The sequence below is a fragment of the Kineosporia sp. NBRC 101731 genome, from assembly GCF_030269305.1.
Taxonomy (GTDB): Bacteria; Actinomycetota; Actinomycetes; order Actinomycetales; family Kineosporiaceae; genus Kineosporia.
This window is the reverse complement of the sequence record NZ_BSTC01000027.1, coordinates 1-15,669: the sequence shown is the minus strand read 5'-3', so window position 1 is coordinate 15,669 and position 15,669 is coordinate 1. Positions and strand designations below refer to the sequence as shown.

Here is a 15,669-nt window from a genome sequence, read left to right as displayed (position 1 = left end):
GAGTCGTGTGATCGGATGACACCGCCGGTGGCAGGCAAGCGCTGGCCTGCCACCGGCTCAGTTCTCTCTTTCTGCTTCCCCCTCCGGACCGGGAGCCGTGATGACCTCGAACGTGCTGTCCCCACTCGTCGAAGCCGGCGGTGTGCTCAATTCTGCCTACCATGGCGCGGAAACAGTGCTGTTGGAAGGCGCGGTCGACATCGGGGGCCTGCCCGGTGTCGGCGACATCCTCGCCTGGATCGAGGGTAGCCTGCTGCGCCGCCCCTACTTCGCGGTGCTGCACGAAGGCGTCCGACCACCCGACAGCGAGGTCCTGGCCACCCGGACCATTGACGGGACGAAGGTCAACGGTTTCGTCGACCCGGCCGGGGTGCGCCGGCAACTTGACGCGGGAGCCACCCTCAAGCTGAACCAGATCGAGGACTGGCACCCGCTCATCCGGACGATGAATGACCAGCTCAACGCGATTTTCCCAGCCGAGTCGAAGGCCTACCTGTTCTATACGCCTGCCGGTAGGCGCGGCATGCTGCCGCACCGGGACGGCTCGCGCGTCATTGCCGTCCAGCTCGCCGGAGTCAAGGAGTGGCACCTCTACGCGGAGCCCGAGCAGGCCGGGGCCCGGGCGGGCCTGGACGTGGACACCTCGAACGAGCACATCGTCCTGCTCCGGCCGGGCGACGTGCTCTATCTGCCGCACGGTTACGGTCACGCGGCAACCGCGGTGGACGGCACGTCCCTGCACCTCACTTTCACCCTGGCCGAACCGACGCCGGCCGCCCTGGCCCGCGCCTACATCGCTCAGTGGGTGGCCTCCGGCGGACCGGAGCGCACTCTGGGAGAACAGGATCCGCAGGCGTCCCTGGCCGCGGTCAAGGCGTTGCTGGACGATCTGGGCGACTCCGGCCGGACCGATGGGGACATGCTGCTGCAGCAGGCCCTGCAGACCGTTCGCACCAAGGATGCATCGTGAAGGGGAGTTCCGTGAAAGACGTGACCGATACGTTGGATTCATGGTTCGCCGAACTTGCCGAAGCGGAGAGCCGCGCCGTTGCGGCGCCGCCCGGGCTGACCCTGCCCCGGGCCGGTGACCTTCGCGCAACGATCGAATGCGGCCTGCTGGCCTGGCCTTACCTGCAGGTGCTGGGGCCGGACGGCGCAGCGGTCGCGCACGAGAATGTGTTCACCACCCGCACGGTGCAGAACCACGCGGTGCCCGGCTATGTGCACCGCAGCCGGGTACTGGCTCTTCTAGCCGGCGGTGCCACTCTGCGATTTCCCTCGGTGGGAGACTGGCGGCCGGAGATCCGGCCGGTGGTGCAGGCCGCGCAGCGGGCGCTGGTGTCGGGGGTCGAGGCCACGGCCTGGCTCACGGCCGGGGGAGCAGACCCGGTGCTTCCGGAGCACAGCGGGGAGATAGTCGTGGTGGTCTGCTCGGGAACGCTGCGCTGGAAGATGCCATCGGTCGGCCGCGTCGTCGAACTCGGTCCCGGCCAGGCCCTGAAGGTGGTCGCCGGCCCGGGCTCGGGTCAGGTGGCCGGCCCGGACGACTGCCTGTTCATCACCCTCGCCCGGCGGGTTCCAAGTGCTCGCGAACTAGTCGCCGCCGTCCAGGAAGCCGGGCTCGCTCACCTCGCCGGACTCCCGCAGACGGCCACCCACCACCTGATGCCGGCGGCAGCGAAGGCCGAGTGGGTTCGCACCGAACTGAACCGCTTCTACGCCGACCTCGACGCCGCCGAACTGCTGCATTCGCTGGTGCGGGTGCCGTGACGGCGAACACCGCGCGATCACTCGGCAGCGGGCTGGCTCTGCGCAGCCGGAGCCTTGACGAGGTCGAGGTCCTGGCCGACGCGCTGCTCGAGCGCACCGGCATCACCCGCGTCAGCGACGTCACCGGCCTGGACGTGCTCGGCATCCCGGTGTTTCAGTCGGTGCGGCCGCGCGCGGCGGCCGGGCTCAACACCGTGACCAGCGGTAAAGGGATCACGGCGCAGGGCGCCCGGGTCGGCGCCAAGATGGAGGCCATCGAGCGCTTCTACTGCGAGCCGGCAGGGCGAGCCCCCACCCCGGTTCCGCTGGCCGATCAGCGTGAGCGCATGCTGACGCTCGACCCGCGCCGGTTGATCCCGCGCCGCACCCACACCTGGACCCCGCCGACGCCACTGGCCTGGTGGCCGATGCGCTGCCTGCGCAGCAGCGCCGAGATCGCGGTGCCAGCCCTGGCCGTCTTCACCCCGTTCCCCGGTGAGGCCTCCCTGATGCAGTCCAACACCATCGGGCTCGCGGTCGGCAACGACCTGGTCGACGCCACCGTTCAGGGCCTGTACGAGGTGATCGAACACGACTGCACGGCGTTTGGCGAGAAGCTGCGGCTCGGCTACCGCGTCCCGCCCGAGACGGTGCCGGACACGGCCCGCGAGCTGATCGATCGCTTCGAGCGGGCCTCGATCCGGGTGACGGTGCACGCCTACACCGGAGGCCTGCCGGTGCCCGCCTTCTTCGTCACCACGGAAGACACCTACGCCCGCGACGGCATGTTGTTCAACGGCGGCGCGGGCTGTCACCTGAATCCCGAGATCGCCCTGCTGCGGGCGCTGACCGAGGCCGCCCAGTCCCGGCTGGCCGTGATCGCCGGGGCTCGCGAAGATCTGGACGAGCAGGCCTACCGGCGGCACTCCTCCTACGACGAGCTGCGGGGCTACCTGCACGCGTGGAGCGCCGGACGTCCGGAACGGCCGTTCGGGGCGATTCCTGACCGCAGCACCGGGGACAACGAGCAGGACCTGGCCCTTCTCCTCGACATTCTCGGGCAGAACAGCCTCGATCTGGTGTTGCGCACCGAACTGGCACCGCCGGGGCTGCCCTTCACCGTGGTCAAGATCGTGGTCCCCGGCAGCGAGTTCGCGCATGTCGACAAGCTCCGGATCGGAGCCCGGCTGGTGGCAGCCCGGGACTTCGGTGGCAGCGATTGGATCAACGCATGAGCCCGGTCCTGACGGTTTACGCGGGAAGCTCGCTGATCAGAGAGGACTTCGATCGCCTGGCCGCCCGGGCCGCTGCATCCGGGGTCGAGCTGCGGTTCCGGCCTCCCATCGTCCGCGGCGACCTGCTGCGCACGCCACCGGCCGCCGACTGGCAGGAGCGCGTGCTCATCCTGGACGGCCACTTCGGGCAGGACATGGCGGTGTCTGTGGCCGAGGTGCGCGCCTACCTGGACCGGGGCGCCTACCTGGCCGGAGCCTCCTCGATGGGAGCGTTACGGGCGGCCGAGTGCTACCCGCTGGGCATGGTGAGTCATGGCTGGGTGGCCCAGCAGTACCGCTCTGGGCGGATCGACGCTGACTCCGACGTGGCTCTGCTGATGGCGCCGAGCACGTCCGAGGCGCTGACCATCCCGCTGGTGAACGTGCGCTGGCTGCTGCTGCAGCTGTCGGGGGAAGGGCTGGAGACCGCGCTGGAGATCGCGGCGGGCCTGCACTACCGCAATCGTTTGCCACAGATCCTGGCGGCGCGTCTCGAGGAAGGTCTGCCGCCGAAAACCGCCAGCATGCTGACCGGGTACCTTGAGCCGCAGGCCATCCCGGGCTGGGACCGCAAACGGCTGGACGGCGTGGAGGCCGTCGAGTCCGAGATCCGCGCCCTCTCCGCAGGACTGGCCGGGGCGTCCTGAATGGCCGGGCTGCGCTTCGGGCTCAATCTGACCCGGCTGGAGGAACGGGCGTCATGGATCGCCAAGTGCCGCCGGGTGGAAGATCTCGGCTATGACGTGATCACGGTTCCCGATCACCTGGGTATGCCTTCGCCGTTCCCCGCCTGCCTGTTGACGGCCGAGGTGACCCAGCGCGTTCGGGTCGGCACCTTCGTCAGCAACACTGCCTTCTACCCGCCGCCCCTCTTCGCCCGGGACGTGATCTCGACCCAGGCCTTCTCCGGCGGGCGGCTCGAGACCGGGCTGGGAGCAGGCTGGAGGAAGAAGGACTTCGACGAGGCCGGAGTGCCCTTCGAGGCGGCTGGCCGGCGAGTCGACCGCCTCGAAGCGACACTGCAGGAACTGGAGCGGGCGCGCCGGACGGGCTCGCTCGATCCGGTGGGGCCGGTCATGGTCGGCGGCAGCGGCGACCGGGTGCTGCGTCTGGCCGCCCGGCACGCGGGGATCGTCTCGTTCGCCGGCACCCGGTTCGATCCGGCCGGCCGGGGAATGATCTACCAGACGGCGGAACAGTTCGACGAACGTGTGTCTCTGGTCGATCGGTCCGTGGCCGAGGCAGGGCGAGAACGCCCTGAGTACAACGTGATCGTGCTCCGTACCCAGGTGGTCGGTGACCGGCCGACAGCGCTGGAGAAGTACGCCTCCTCCTTGGGAGGTGCCTTCACCCCTCAGCAGATCGGCGACTTACCGGCCGTTCTGATCGGCAGCCCCGAACACATCGCCGAGCAATTACTCGCCCGGCGAGAACGGTTCGGCCTCACATACTTCACCGTTCAGGAAGCTGCCCTGGATTCCTTCGCCAAGGTCATCGCCCGGCTACGCTGATCGCGTCTCTTCCGGTGAATCCGCTGATGTGGAGGCCCACAGTGGTGTCAGGCGGGCCGGGCTGCTCATCGGCATCGCCCCGATCGACGACCACCCACATGATCACGTCGGTGACGCGCTCGCCATGATTCAGGGCGGGTGCTGGCCGACGTGACCATCAATTGCTCGTCGTCACGACTGGTCTCCGAAATTCCAGGTCCCGGTAGCCCGCTTCGTAGGCGGCATCGGTCGACGGCCAGGGAGCAGCAGGAGGGACGGCCGGCTCAGCACCGGCGGCGACGAGCCAGCGAGTGCCGTTCCAGACCATGCGCTGGCAATCGGCGATCGTGATCTGGGTGTTCTGGTTGCCGCGGACGATGTCGACGGTCATGTCGAGGCAGGGCACGGCCCAGTCGTTTCCCACGGCTTGATCAGCGGTGCTTTTCAGCAGCCCCATGGACGGTGCAGCCGACATCGCGACGTTCGCGGATCCGGTGGCGGGAGCACCGAAGTCGGCCAGGAGTTCGGTCATGGCCGCTGTCCATGCCCAGGAGGATGCTGTCGGCCCGCCCGGTGCGCTCCACTGCTCGATGACCGCTCGGATGCCGGTGGTCGAGGCCGAGCGGATGACCGTGACCTCGATGCTGGCTAGCTGTGCGAGTGCGCCTTCCTGGGTCGGGGGATACCCGGACCGCACGCCGGCGATGCTGGAGCCGTCGTCGGCAGGTAGTAGGAGCGGCGCCGGTGTGGACGTGGCTTCTTCGGGCCGGCCGTAGGGGCGGCCGCTGCCGGTGTCGGGGAGTGGACTTGCAGCGACGCGGTCCCGGGCCGCCGCAACGGGTGGGGAAACCTCTCGAATCCGTTGCGCTGCTGTAACTTCCCGTTGCTCTGGCGCGGCCGGCGATGACGAATGGACCGTGACAGCGGCGAGCCCGTTGATCCAACTGTCTGTGCCGAACACGGAACTCCAGACGAGCCACGTTGCTATCGCGGTGATGACGACGGCACCGGCGATGCGGTGTCGACGCGAGGTCCTCTTCGTCGTCGGCCGCTTCGAGCGATAGCCGTCGGATGGGCCATCTGCGCGGTGAAGCATCAGCTGTCTCCCTCGAGAATGAGTGCCTGTCCACTCATTCAGTCGAAGGGACCGTCCATGCTTCGTTCCACACAGCGTTCTGACGACATACCCGCGGGGAGCTCACCGGGTCAGGGACGGTCCGGTTCCGGGTCGCCAGACGGGCGAGGGGCGGGGCAACGGGGCGAGGCACCGGACTCCTGCGCCGGTGCCGCAATCAACGCTCGATCGCTGTCGGTCGGGTCAAGCCCATGGAGGTGGCGTACGGGCCGATGCCCATGCTCACGACCCCCTTGATAGCCTGGAATGAGCTCAGACTGGAGATTCGGCAGCGGAATGTCGACGGTGGGATCAGGCTTCTGGAACCCGAGATCCGGGCTGTTTCAGAACCAGATGGATGAGTTCCTCGGAGGTGGACAGTGACCGAGCCATTGCGTGTCCCCGTTGAGGTGCTTCGCCGCGCGAGCCAGATCCTCCTTGATCATCTTGAGGGCATCGAAGGGGAGGTTGTCCTCCTCGATCCGGACTTCTTCTGGGCCATCTCTCCCGAGCAGGTCTACGACGTGTTCAACGAGCCATCGGAGTTCACCGTGGGGCAGCTCACTGAGTGTTTGAAGCATCTTGAAGAGATTGTTGAAGATCCCTCGCGGTCCCTGTCTTACGGCTTGGTCTGGTTGGCGGACGTGATCCGGGCGGCCGGTGCGGCGTCGGTGCGATAAGCGAGCCGGCTGCGCGAGGATCCTGGCGGATTGAGCCAGCCGACGTCCAGAGACGCCGGTGTCCAGCTGATCATCACAGATGGGGGCGGTAGCTCACCGGGCTACGCGAGGACATCGAACGGGTCCTGCCGCTGGTCGCCGTACAGATGCCCGAGTGTCCGGTTCAGGGCGCCGCCGAATGAGTCATCCTTCCCTCGAAACTGCTCGAGCAGGTGGTTGATGTAGTCGGTCCCGATGTCCTGGCCTGCCGCCAGCACCCCGGACTCGCGGTCCCCGGCCACCAGGTAGGCCAGGAGCGGGGCAACCGGTGAGGCGCCGGACTCTCGCGTGGGCACCGGAATCCCCGTCGCCGCCGCGATCAACGCCCGATCGCTGGCGGTCAGGTGGGACAGGCGCGCCCAACTGGCTTCGCTGGTCTCGTCCCGTACGCCAGCGCTGTTGGGCACCTGCGATGCGCCGGACGCGGCCACGGCGGGGGTCATGGGCAGGTACGAGGAGAAGAAGGCCCCCGAGACTCCGCTGATACTCATGCCGGCTTTATCGGAAGGCTGCCACGGAGATTCAGTCCGCGGCCGGCTCGCTCCGCAGGTGCTCCCTGCGGACAGAGCCATCCCGCGGCCCTGGACCCGCAGCGTCCTCTCGGCGAGACGACCAGGAGGCCAGCGTCCCCAGAGGTCCCGGAGTGGAATGAACCGCGGACGTGCGCGTGGAACAAATCGTGGACGGGCGCGGCCGTGGGATGGGCGCACGAACGGGACGCAGAGTGCAAGGAGCCCCGATGCGAGATCACCATCCTCACCCCCACGACAACGGAGGGCCTGGCCGCGACCACCACGTCACCGGCAGTCGTGACCGGAGCCGACCGAGGCTGATCGGCGAGGTGCACGGCCCGCTCGAGCTGCCGTTGCGCCGGTTGTCCGGCATCCGGGTGATACCCCGTGCAGCGTCGGCCGCCGGGGGACGGGAATGAGCTGCGCGCCGCGGCGTTTTCGAGCAGGGGTCCTGGCAGTTGCCGCTGCGGTCGCTCTGGTGTTCCTCCTCCTGGGGCCACCAGTCGTCCTCTGCCTCGTAGCCGCAGCACCGTGGGAGACAGCCCAACGATGCCTTCAGGCTGCCTACACCGCGGAGGTCAGGTCAGCGCTGCTTCACCTGACGGTCCTGGCGGGATGGGGCTGCTGGCTCCGCCTTCTCGGACGGACCGTGCAAGCGGTCAGTGCTGTGCGCCGGGCCCGACGACAGCAGCTCAGCCTCACCCCATCGCTCGCGCAGACTGTCCACCAGAGGACGATGGTGCCCAGTCGCGTGGGTGGCCTGATCGGAGGTCTCCTGCTGGCCTGCCTGGCCGTACCCGCGTCCGCATCGACCCACCTCCCGTCGACGCACGCCACGGCCACCGACACCAGGAGCATCGCCGACCACGCAGACGCAAACGTGCCGGCGGAGCCGGGACGCGTAGCGGCCGCCGGCACCTCGACCCCGCCGCTCTCCCCGGTGCAAGGGAAGAGCGCAGTACGGGTTCAGCCCTCCGGGCCGACCTCCACCCTGTGGGGACTGGCCGAGGAGTACCTCGGCGACGGCACCCGGTGGCGGGACATCTGGGCCCTCAACGCCGGACGTCAGCAGGCAGACGGCACCCTCATGCACTCCCCGGGCATGCTGATCCCCGGCTGGACAGTCCTGGTCCCCACCAGTGCGCACGTGCCCGCGGCCGACGCCCCCGATGCCTCCGCTAGCCAGAACGACGATGGCGGGCTGCAGTACACCGTCGCCGCCGGCGACCGGCTCGGTGACATCTCCGCCAGATCGACGTCGACACCCGCGCCTTCGAACAAGCCCTCACCACCATCCAGAACGCCAGCACCCCCAGCGCTCGCGAAAGCGCTCTGCGGCAGGCACTCGCCCTGCACACCGGTCGCCTCGCCGATCGATCCAGCCTCGACTATCCCTGGCTGCAAGCTCATCGCCGTCGCCTGCTGCGAGCCGGTGCGAAGGTTCGCATCGCTCTGGCCGAGATCATCCACGACGAGCACCCCGAGGAGGCTGCCGCTCTTCTGCACGAGGCAGCCCAGCTCGACACCACGGACCGCGCGATCCACGAACGCGTCAACAGCATCCGCGCCCAGATCACCGCCTCACCCGCCCGCACGCGTCCAGCATGAGGATCTCCATGCCCACAACTGAGCAGCAGCAACCACTGACCGCCGTCATCGCCTGGATGCGCGCCGATCCGGACCGCACCGGCGCCGCCGTCGTCCTGGCCGGTCTGGGGCTCATCAACCTGGCCGGATCGGCCACGCACGTCCTGCAGGTGGGCGCCTACCCGGACGTGGGGGTGCGCGGCTGGATGGTCTGGACCGTCGCCGGAAGCCTGGAAGTGCTGGCCGCCTATGCCGCCTGGGAGATGCGCCGGCGCAGCGACTGGCGCCGGATCATCCCGGCCCTGGTCCTGCTCCTGGCCGTGGCCTTCATCATCCTGGCCAACCTGGCCGCAGCCGACCCCCACAGCTGGGCCGCTCAACTGCCGTGGGCCGAAGCTTTCGCCGTCGCACCACCGATCTCCTTCCTGTCCGTCGCCGCGATCGCCGAGACCCGCGGCTGGCAGCGCGCCGGTCGCCGCCCCCGCACAGCCACCGCCCGCCAACGACCGGAAGAGCCAAAGGCCACCACCAGGCAGCGTCGCCAGGCCACCCGCGGTGCTCCCACGGACGCTCGTCCATCACCGCCGGCCCGAGGCCGGCCCCGCCGCAGCGCCGACGACCACGGGCCGCAGTCGCTGACGGTCGAACCCAGCGACAAGGACAGGACCCACACCATCTTGCGGTGGCTGTCCCAGGGCCACGACGAGAAGACGATCCGTTCCCGGGGACCGGCGATCCTCGGGGTGAGCGAATCAACGATCAAACGGGAACTGCGAGGCGTCTCAGCCCGCGACACCGACCATCGCGACCGGCCCTCTGACCGGCGACCGGAGCCGATCAACGCCTCCGCCGCCTGAAAGGGCGCGGGCGACCTGTCAGCGATCGGCGACTGAGTCATCCATCTCTCACGAAGGACGAAAAGGCGCTTCCATGGTCTGGTTCACCATCGACGACGGCTTTCCCGAACATCCCAAAACCGTCGGCATCCAGCGCAGCTACCGCCTGAATGCCATCGGTCTGTGGACGGTGTCGGGCATCTGGGCCTCCCAGCAGCTGACCGACGGACGCCTACGCACCAGCCTGGTCACCGAGAAGGGCGGCCGCACCCTCCACATCCGGGCGCTGGTGACGGCGGGCCTGTGGCACGACAGCGACTCCCAGTGCCGTCATGGCGCCAGCCACTGCCCCGGCATCCCGGACAAGGGCGGCCTGACCTTCCATGACTGGTTCGACTGGCAACGCAGCCGCCGCCAGATCCTGCGCGACCGCGAACGCAAAGTGGCAGCCGGACGCGCTGGCGGGAGGGCCTCCGGAGCCAGCCGGCGCGAACGCAGCCCCAGCAAACCTGAAGCACCTGCTTCGCCAACCGTTGAACCCCCTGTCCCTGTCCCTTACCTCAAACCCCAACTACTGACTTTGGTCTGTCGTCGTCTGTTTGGTGGGGCGAGCCTCGAAGAGACGACGGTGGACGAACTGGTCGCCGTCTGGCGCTCGACCGTCGGCGCCGGTGACCTCGACACCGAGCTGCGAAGCTTCCTGATTCACAACGCCGACACCGACCTGCGCAACCCGGTTGCGGCCCTCCAAGGATGGCTGGCCGTAGCAGCCGAAAGGTCCAGGAACCCTGGACCCAGGCCCGTTCTCGGCTGCGCGGGATACGCCTCAGGGTGGCTGCCGGATCATCTGGAAACGGGGATGCCGGTGCCCTGCCCGGTGTGTAAACCTCACCGCTATGTCGCTCGTGCCGGCTCCAGTGCGCTTCCAGCAGGTCAAGCAGCTCACGCGCCCGGGTAGTGGCCATCTGCTGATCGTGCCCGGCCCCGGGTGAATCCCGCTGTCACCCCAATGCGCAGCCCGACCTGAACGATCAAGCCTGATCAGGCCCGATCCGCAGCGATCGGTGCCTCGGTGTCAGGAAGTTGTGAGGATCCGGGCCTGACGCGTCAAGGTCCCGTCAAGGCATCTGCCGTCCCTTTCCTCCCGGTGGTCTGCTGGCATCTGCCCGGCAGGAAGCCGGGCCTGATCCATGGAAGTGAGAGGGATTGCGGTGCTTGACCTGGTGTTCCTGCTGGTGACGCTGGCGCTGTTCGGCGCCTTGGCGATGATCGTGCGGGGAGTGGGGCGGCTGTGACTCTCGTGAATGTGGCCGGACTGGTGATCGCCGTCGGCCTGACGATCTTCCTGCTCGCCGCTCTGCTCTACCCGGAGAAATTCTGATGAGCTCAACCACTGCGGGTGTCATCTTCATCCTGACCCTCGTCGTCGCCCTCGCCGCCGCCTACCGGCCCGTCGGTGACTATCTGTACGCCGTGTTCACCCCCACCCGGCATTCCCGGGTCGAGCGCGGTGTCTACCGGGTCATCGGGGTCGACCCCGAGGGCGAGCAGCCCTGGGCGGTGTACGCCCGTAGCGTCCTGGCCTTCTCCGTGGTCTCGCTCGTCTTCCTCTATGCGTTCATGCGGCTCCAGAGCCACCTGATGCTCTCGCTCGGCTTCGATGACGTGTCACCGGCGCTGGCGTGGAACACCGCGGTCAGCTTCGTCACCAACACGAACTGGCAGGCCTACTCGGGTGAGTCGACCATGGGCCACCTGGTCCAGATGGCCGGGCTGGCGGTGCAGAACTTCACCTCGGCCGCGGTCGGTATCGCGGTGGCCGCGGCCCTGGTGCGCGGCTTCGCCCGGCACCGCAGCGAGCACCTCGGCAACTTCTGGGTCGACCTGGTCCGCATCGTCCTGCGGGTGCTGCTGCCCCTGGCCGTCATCGGCGCGGTCGTCTTCGTCGCGGCCGGCATGGTGCAGAACTTCTCCTCCGGCACCGAGATCCAGACGCTGACCGGGGGTGCTCAGGCCATCACCGGCGGCCCGGTGGCCAGCCAGGAAGTGATCAAGGAACTGGGCACCAACGGCGGGGGCTTCTACAACGCCAACAGCTCCCACCCGTTCGAGAACCCCGCCACCTGGACCAACTGGCTGGAGATCTTCCTGATCCTGCTGATCCCGATCAGCATGCCGCGGGCCTTCGGCCGGATGGTGGGCAGCAACCGGCAGGGCTACGCGATCGTGGCGGCGATGGGCATTCTCGCCCTCACGAGCATCGCCCTGATGAATCTGAGCCAGGGGATCGGCAGCGGCACCGTCCCGACGGCAGCCGGTGGGGCCCTGGAGGGGACGGAAACTCGTTTCGGTGTCCTGCAGTCGGCCACCTTCGGTGCCGCAACCACCCTGACCTCGACCGGTGCCGTGAACTCGTTCCACGACTCCTACACCTCCTTCGGTGGCGGGATCGCGATGCTGAACATGATGCTCGGCGAGATCGCGCCCGGCGGTGTGGGTTCGGGCCTGTACGGCATGCTGGTCATCGCCGTGATCACGGTCTTCGTCGCCGGGCTGATGGTCGGGCGCACCCCGGAGTACCTGGGCAAGAAGATCAGTTCCCGGGAGATCAAGTTCGCCTCCCTGTACCTGCTGACCACCCCGGCGATCGTCCTGATCGGCACGGCCGTTGCGATGGCCGACCCGACCGCGCGCACCTCCATGCTCAACGCCGGAGGTCACGGGTTCTCCGAGGTCTTGTACGCGTTCACCTCGGCCGGCAACAACAACGGTTCCGCCTTCGCGGGCATCTCGGTGAACACCGGCTTCTACAACACGGCCCTGGGCATCGCCATGCTGCTCGGTCGCTTCCTGCCGATCATCTTCGTGCTCGGCCTGGCCGGATCGCTGGCCCGGCAGAAACCGACCCCGGAGTCGGCGGGGACGCTGAAGACCTACCAGCCTCTGTTCGTCGGGATGCTCGTGGGCGTGATCGTCATCGTCGTCGCCCTGACCTACCTGCCGGCCCTCGCTCTCGGCCCGCTGGCCGAGGGTCTGAGCTGAACTTCCCTGGATCTTAAGGACTTGCGATGAGTACGACAGACACCGTGGAGCGCCCTGCGGCGCAACCGTCACTTCCCGAACCCGGCAGAAAGAAAGTCGGGGGAGGCCTTCTGGATCCGAAGCAACTGTGGATCTCGCTGCCGGACGCCCTGCGCAAGGTGGACCCGCGCACGTTGTGGCACAACCCGGTCATGTTCATCGTGGAGATCGGTTCGGTCTTCACCACGGTCCTGGCCATCACCGATCCGTCGGTCTTCGCGTGGGTGACCACGATCTGGCTCTGGCTGACCGTGGTGTTCGCCAACCTGGCCGAGGCTGTCGCCGAGGGCCGGGGCAAGGCTCAGGCGGACACGCTGCGCAAGGCCAAGCAGGACACGGTCGGCCGTCGCCTGCAGGGATGGACGACCAACAGCGAGGTCCTGGACGAGACCACCGTCGGTGCGCCGGAACTCAAGCTCGGGGATTTCGTCGTGGTGGACGCCGGCGAGGTGATCCCCGGGGACGGCGAGGTGGTGCAGGGCATCGCCAGCGTCGACGAGTCGGCCATCACCGGCGAATCGGCGCCGGTCATCCGGGAATCCGGCGGTGACCGATCGGCGGTCACCGGCGGTACCCGGGTGCTGTCCGACCGGATCGTCGTACGGATCACCCAGAAGCCCGGCGAGAGCTTCGTCGACCGGATGATCGCGCTGGTCGAGGGCGCGAACCGGCAGAAGACGCCGAACGAGATCGCGCTCAACATCCTGCTCGCGTCGTTGACCGTGATCTTCCTGCTGGCGGTGGCAACGCTGCAGCCGATGGCGATCTACGCGGTGGGCGATCAGGGTTTCGGTACCGATGATGCGGTGCTGAACGCCAACGGCGTCACCGGCATCGTTCTGGTGTCCCTGCTGGTCTGCCTGATCCCGACCACGATCGGTGCGCTGCTGTCGGCCATCGGTATCGCCGGCATGGACCGCCTGGTGCAGCGCAACGTGCTGGCCATGTCGGGCCGTGCGGTCGAGGCGGCCGGCGACGTCAATGTGCTGCTGCTGGACAAGACCGGAACGATCACGCTGGGCAACCGCCAGGCCAGTGAATTCGTTCCCGTGCACGGTGTCGCGGTGGCCGAGCTGGCCGACGCCGCCCAGTTGTCCAGCCTCGCGGACGAGACGCCGGAAGGCCGATCCATCGTCGTCTTCGCCAAACAGGCCCACGGCCTGCGGGAGCGGGCGCCGGGCGAGCTGCGCGATGCGGCGTGGGTCGAGTTCACCGCCCAGACCCGGATGTCCGGCGTCGACCTGAGCGAACCCAACGGCCCGGCACGGCGTCTGCGTAAGGGTGCCGCGTCATCGGTCATCGAGTGGGTCCGCACCGAAGGCGGCCACATCCCGGACGATGTCAGGGACATCGTCGACGGAGTGTCCTCGGCCGGCGGGACGCCGCTGGTGGTGGCTGAGCAGATGGACGACGTCGCGCGGGTTCTCGGCGTCATCCATCTGAAGGATGTCGTGAAGAACGGCATGCGGGAGCGTTTCGAGGAGATGCGGCGGATGGGTATCCGCACGGTGATGATCACCGGCGACAACCCACGCACCGCCGAGGCGATCGCGAAGGAGGCCGGCGTCGACGACTTCCTCGCCGAGGCCACCCCCGAGGACAAGCTCGCGCTGATCAAGCGTGAGCAGGAGGGCGGCAAGCTGGTCGCGATGACCGGCGACGGCACGAACGACGCGCCCGCCCTGGCCCAGGCCGACGTCGGCGTGGCGATGAACACCGGCACCTCGGCCGCGAAAGAGGCCGGGAACATGGTGGACCTGGACTCCGACCCGACGAAACTCATCGAGATCGTCGAGATCGGCAAGCAGCTCCTGATCACCCGAGGCGCCCTGACCACGTTCTCGATCGCCAACGACATCGCCAAGTACTTCGCGATCATCCCGGCCATCTTCGCGGCGGTCTACCCGGGTCTGGACACGCTGAACATCATGCGCCTGGACAGCCCCACCTCGGCGATCCTGTCCGCGGTCATCTTCAACGCGATCATCATCGTCGCGCTGATCCCGCTGGCCCTGCGTGGCGTGGCGTACCGGCCCTCCGACGCCGCCACGATGCTGCGCCGCAACCTGCTGGTCTACGGCGTCGGCGGCATCGTCACCCCCTTCATCGGGATCAAGGTCATCGACCTGCTGATCTCGAACATTCCCGGAATCTCCTGAACCTCTGTTCCAGAAAGAAGTTTCGTCATGAGAATCCCGTCCTGGATGGGCCAGCACATCGCCGCGCTGCGCGTGCTGCTGGTCATGACCGTGGTGCTGGGGTTGGCCTATCCGCTCCTGATCACCGCCGTCGCCCAGATTCCCGGCCTTCAGAACAAGGCCGAGGGATCGCTGGTCGAGGTCGATGGCCGCACGGTCGGATCGTCCTTGATCGGCCAGTCCTTCACCGGCGGCGACGGCAACGCGCTGAAGCAGTACTTCCAGTCCCGTCCTTCCGCCGCCGGCGACGGGTACGACCCGACCTCGACCAGCGCCTCGAACCTTGGACCCGAGGACGTGGTGGACACCCTCAGCAACGATGAGGAGAGCGCCTCGCAGAGCCTTCTCACCCAGATCTGCGCGCGGAGCCTGGCCGTCGGTGAACTCGAGGGCGTGGACGGCTCCCGGCCCTACTGCACCGCCGATGGTGTCGGCGCTGTGCTGGGCGTGTGGCACGCGGACGGACCGATGGGGAAGATCACCCGGGTGGTCAGCCTGAACGAGGCCTGCACGACAGCGGCACGGCCGTTCGTCGCGACCTACCAGGGTGTGAGGGTGGAGTGCGCCGAGCCCGACACCGCGTACACCGGCTACGTCACGACCCCGGTCCGAGGGGATGCACCGGATGAGCCGGTCGTGCCGGCCGACGCCGTGACCGCCAGCGGCAGTGGCCTGGACCCGCAGATCAGCGTGGCCTACGCCGACCTGCAGATCGCGCGGGTGGCCAAGGAACGAGGAATGGAATCCGCCCAGGTCCAGGACCTGGTCGACGAATACACCACGGGCCGGGCGCTGGGCTTCATGGGGGAGCCGGGCGTCAACGTGCTGCAGCTGAACCTGGCACTCGACCGGGCCGCGGCCCAGGCGTAGCGGGAGGAACCGAACAGCGATGGCCGGCCAGCTGCGGGTGCACCTCGGGGCCGCCCCGGGCGTGGGTAAGACGTACAAGATGCTCGAGGAGGGTCACCGTCGTCGTGAGCGTGGCACCGACGTGGTCGTCGGGTATGTCGAGACTCACGGCCGGGAGGCGACCGAGGCGATGATCGGAGACCTCGAGGTGCTCCCGCGGCGGGTGGTGTCCTACCGGGGTGCCACGTTCACCGAGATGG

The 15,669-nt window shown here is 68.2% G+C and carries 16 protein-coding genes and 1 pseudogene; 14 read left to right on the top strand and 3 right to left on the bottom strand.

Annotated features, from left to right (window positions below; all coding sequences use genetic code 11):
• Positions 1–100: 100 nt before the first annotated feature.
• The 5 genes from QSK05_RS35430 to QSK05_RS35410 are packed head-to-tail and all read left to right on the top strand — an operon-like array spanning position 101 to position 4,534.
• On the top strand, positions 101–970 hold the full coding sequence (locus QSK05_RS35430) for a JmjC domain-containing protein (RefSeq protein ID WP_285601795.1): 870 nt from the start codon (positions 101–103) through the stop codon (positions 968–970).
• The gene (locus QSK05_RS35425; protein WP_285601794.1) at positions 967–1,770 is read left to right on the top strand and encodes a hypothetical protein; all 804 of its coding nucleotides are present in this window, start codon (positions 967–969) and stop codon (positions 1,768–1,770) included. The genes QSK05_RS35430 and QSK05_RS35425 overlap by 4 nt, the downstream gene beginning before the upstream one ends.
• Complete coding sequence (locus QSK05_RS35420; RefSeq protein ID WP_285601793.1) at positions 1,767–2,984, top strand: YcaO-like family protein; 1,218 nt, start codon at positions 1,767–1,769, stop codon at positions 2,982–2,984. The genes QSK05_RS35425 and QSK05_RS35420 overlap by 4 nt, the downstream gene beginning before the upstream one ends.
• Positions 2,981–3,670, top strand: coding sequence for a TfuA-like protein (locus QSK05_RS35415; protein ID WP_285601792.1), 690 nt, complete (start codon positions 2,981–2,983; stop codon positions 3,668–3,670). Before QSK05_RS35420 ends, QSK05_RS35415 begins: the two co-directional genes overlap by 4 nt.
• The gene (locus QSK05_RS35410; protein WP_285601791.1) at positions 3,671–4,534 is read left to right on the top strand and encodes a TIGR03621 family F420-dependent LLM class oxidoreductase; all 864 of its coding nucleotides are present in this window, start codon (positions 3,671–3,673) and stop codon (positions 4,532–4,534) included.
• A gap of 157 nt (positions 4,535–4,691) precedes the next feature.
• Here the strand turns inward: QSK05_RS35410 and QSK05_RS35405 are convergent, their stop codons facing one another.
• Entirely contained in the window at positions 4,692–5,045 is a 354-nt protein-coding gene (locus tag QSK05_RS35405) for a hypothetical protein (RefSeq protein ID WP_285601790.1), read from the bottom strand.
• Here QSK05_RS35405 and QSK05_RS35400 point away from each other — a divergent pair.
• On the top strand, positions 5,044–5,289 hold the full coding sequence (locus QSK05_RS35400) for a hypothetical protein (RefSeq protein WP_285601789.1): 246 nt from the start codon (positions 5,044–5,046) through the stop codon (positions 5,287–5,289). The two genes, QSK05_RS35405 and QSK05_RS35400, sit on opposite strands and share 2 nt — an antisense overlap.
• 718 nt (positions 5,290–6,007) lie before the next feature.
• Positions 6,008–6,307 (top strand): hypothetical protein, encoded by a 300-nt coding sequence (locus QSK05_RS35395; protein WP_285601788.1) that lies wholly within the window; start codon positions 6,008–6,010, stop codon positions 6,305–6,307.
• Between the two features lie 101 nt (positions 6,308–6,408).
• On the opposite strand, the gene QSK05_RS35390 is transcribed toward QSK05_RS35395, so the two are convergent.
• Positions 6,409–6,837, bottom strand: coding sequence for a hypothetical protein (locus QSK05_RS35390; protein ID WP_285601787.1), 429 nt, complete (start codon positions 6,835–6,837; stop codon positions 6,409–6,411).
• A 1,086-nt stretch (positions 6,838–7,923) separates the two neighbouring features.
• Positions 7,924–8,403 (bottom strand): hypothetical protein, encoded by a 480-nt coding sequence (locus QSK05_RS35385; protein WP_285601786.1) that lies wholly within the window; start codon positions 8,401–8,403, stop codon positions 7,924–7,926.
• Between the two features lie 71 nt (positions 8,404–8,474).
• Between QSK05_RS35385 and QSK05_RS35380 the strand changes: the two genes are divergently transcribed.
• The 7 genes and pseudogenes from QSK05_RS35380 to QSK05_RS35350 form a co-directional block, all read left to right on the top strand.
• Positions 8,475–9,302: a hypothetical protein gene (locus tag QSK05_RS35380; RefSeq protein ID WP_285601785.1), complete on the top strand. Its 828-nt coding sequence runs from the start codon at positions 8,475–8,477 to the stop codon at positions 9,300–9,302.
• Between the two features lie 73 nt (positions 9,303–9,375).
• The gene (locus QSK05_RS35375; RefSeq protein ID WP_285601784.1) at positions 9,376–10,239 is read left to right on the top strand and encodes a hypothetical protein; all 864 of its coding nucleotides are present in this window, start codon (positions 9,376–9,378) and stop codon (positions 10,237–10,239) included.
• Between the two features lie 333 nt (positions 10,240–10,572).
• Positions 10,573–10,662 carry a K(+)-transporting ATPase subunit F gene (gene kdpF / locus QSK05_RS35370; protein ID WP_285601783.1) on the top strand — a complete coding sequence of 30 codons (90 nt, stop codon included), beginning with the start codon at positions 10,573–10,575 and terminating at the stop codon, positions 10,660–10,662.
• Positions 10,662–12,323, top strand: coding sequence for a potassium-transporting ATPase subunit KdpA (gene kdpA / locus QSK05_RS35365; RefSeq protein WP_285601782.1), 1,662 nt, complete (start codon positions 10,662–10,664; stop codon positions 12,321–12,323). The genes kdpF and kdpA overlap by 1 nt, the downstream gene beginning before the upstream one ends.
• 26 nt (positions 12,324–12,349) lie before the next feature.
• Positions 12,350–14,521: a potassium-transporting ATPase subunit KdpB gene (gene kdpB / locus QSK05_RS35360; protein WP_285601781.1), complete on the top strand. Its 2,172-nt coding sequence runs from the start codon at positions 12,350–12,352 to the stop codon at positions 14,519–14,521.
• Between the two features lie 27 nt (positions 14,522–14,548).
• Positions 14,549–15,430, top strand: coding sequence for a potassium-transporting ATPase subunit C (locus tag QSK05_RS35355; RefSeq protein WP_285601780.1), 882 nt, complete (start codon positions 14,549–14,551; stop codon positions 15,428–15,430).
• 19 nt (positions 15,431–15,449) lie between these two features.
• Positions 15,450–15,669, top strand: a pseudogene (locus QSK05_RS35350) (sensor histidine kinase KdpD); the annotation flags it as partial.

What these genes read in the sequence shown, in the direction of transcription:
- QSK05_RS35430 (WP_285601795.1), top strand. Translation starts at nt 101, where the DNA reads ATGACCTCGAACGTGCTGTCCCCACTCGTCGAAGCCGGCGGTGTGCTC.
- QSK05_RS35415 (WP_285601792.1), top strand. Translation starts at nt 2,981, where the DNA reads ATGAGCCCGGTCCTGACGGTTTACGCGGGAAGCTCGCTGATCAGAGAG.
- QSK05_RS35410 (WP_285601791.1), top strand. Translation starts at nt 3,671, where the DNA reads ATGGCCGGGCTGCGCTTCGGGCTCAATCTGACCCGGCTGGAGGAACGG.
- QSK05_RS35400 (WP_285601789.1), top strand. Translation starts at nt 5,044, where the DNA reads ATGGCCGCTGTCCATGCCCAGGAGGATGCTGTCGGCCCGCCCGGTGCG.
- QSK05_RS35405 (WP_285601790.1), bottom strand. Translation starts at nt 5,045, where the DNA reads ATGACCGAACTCCTGGCCGACTTCGGTGCTCCCGCCACCGGATCCGCG.
- QSK05_RS35390 (WP_285601787.1), bottom strand. Translation starts at nt 6,837, where the DNA reads ATGAGTATCAGCGGAGTCTCGGGGGCCTTCTTCTCCTCGTACCTGCCC.
- QSK05_RS35380 (WP_285601785.1), top strand. Translation starts at nt 8,475, where the DNA reads ATGCCCACAACTGAGCAGCAGCAACCACTGACCGCCGTCATCGCCTGG.
- QSK05_RS35375 (WP_285601784.1), top strand. Translation starts at nt 9,376, where the DNA reads ATGGTCTGGTTCACCATCGACGACGGCTTTCCCGAACATCCCAAAACC.
- kdpA (WP_285601782.1), top strand. Translation starts at nt 10,662, where the DNA reads ATGAGCTCAACCACTGCGGGTGTCATCTTCATCCTGACCCTCGTCGTC.
- kdpB (WP_285601781.1), top strand. Translation starts at nt 12,350, where the DNA reads ATGAGTACGACAGACACCGTGGAGCGCCCTGCGGCGCAACCGTCACTT.
- QSK05_RS35355 (WP_285601780.1), top strand. Translation starts at nt 14,549, where the DNA reads ATGAGAATCCCGTCCTGGATGGGCCAGCACATCGCCGCGCTGCGCGTG.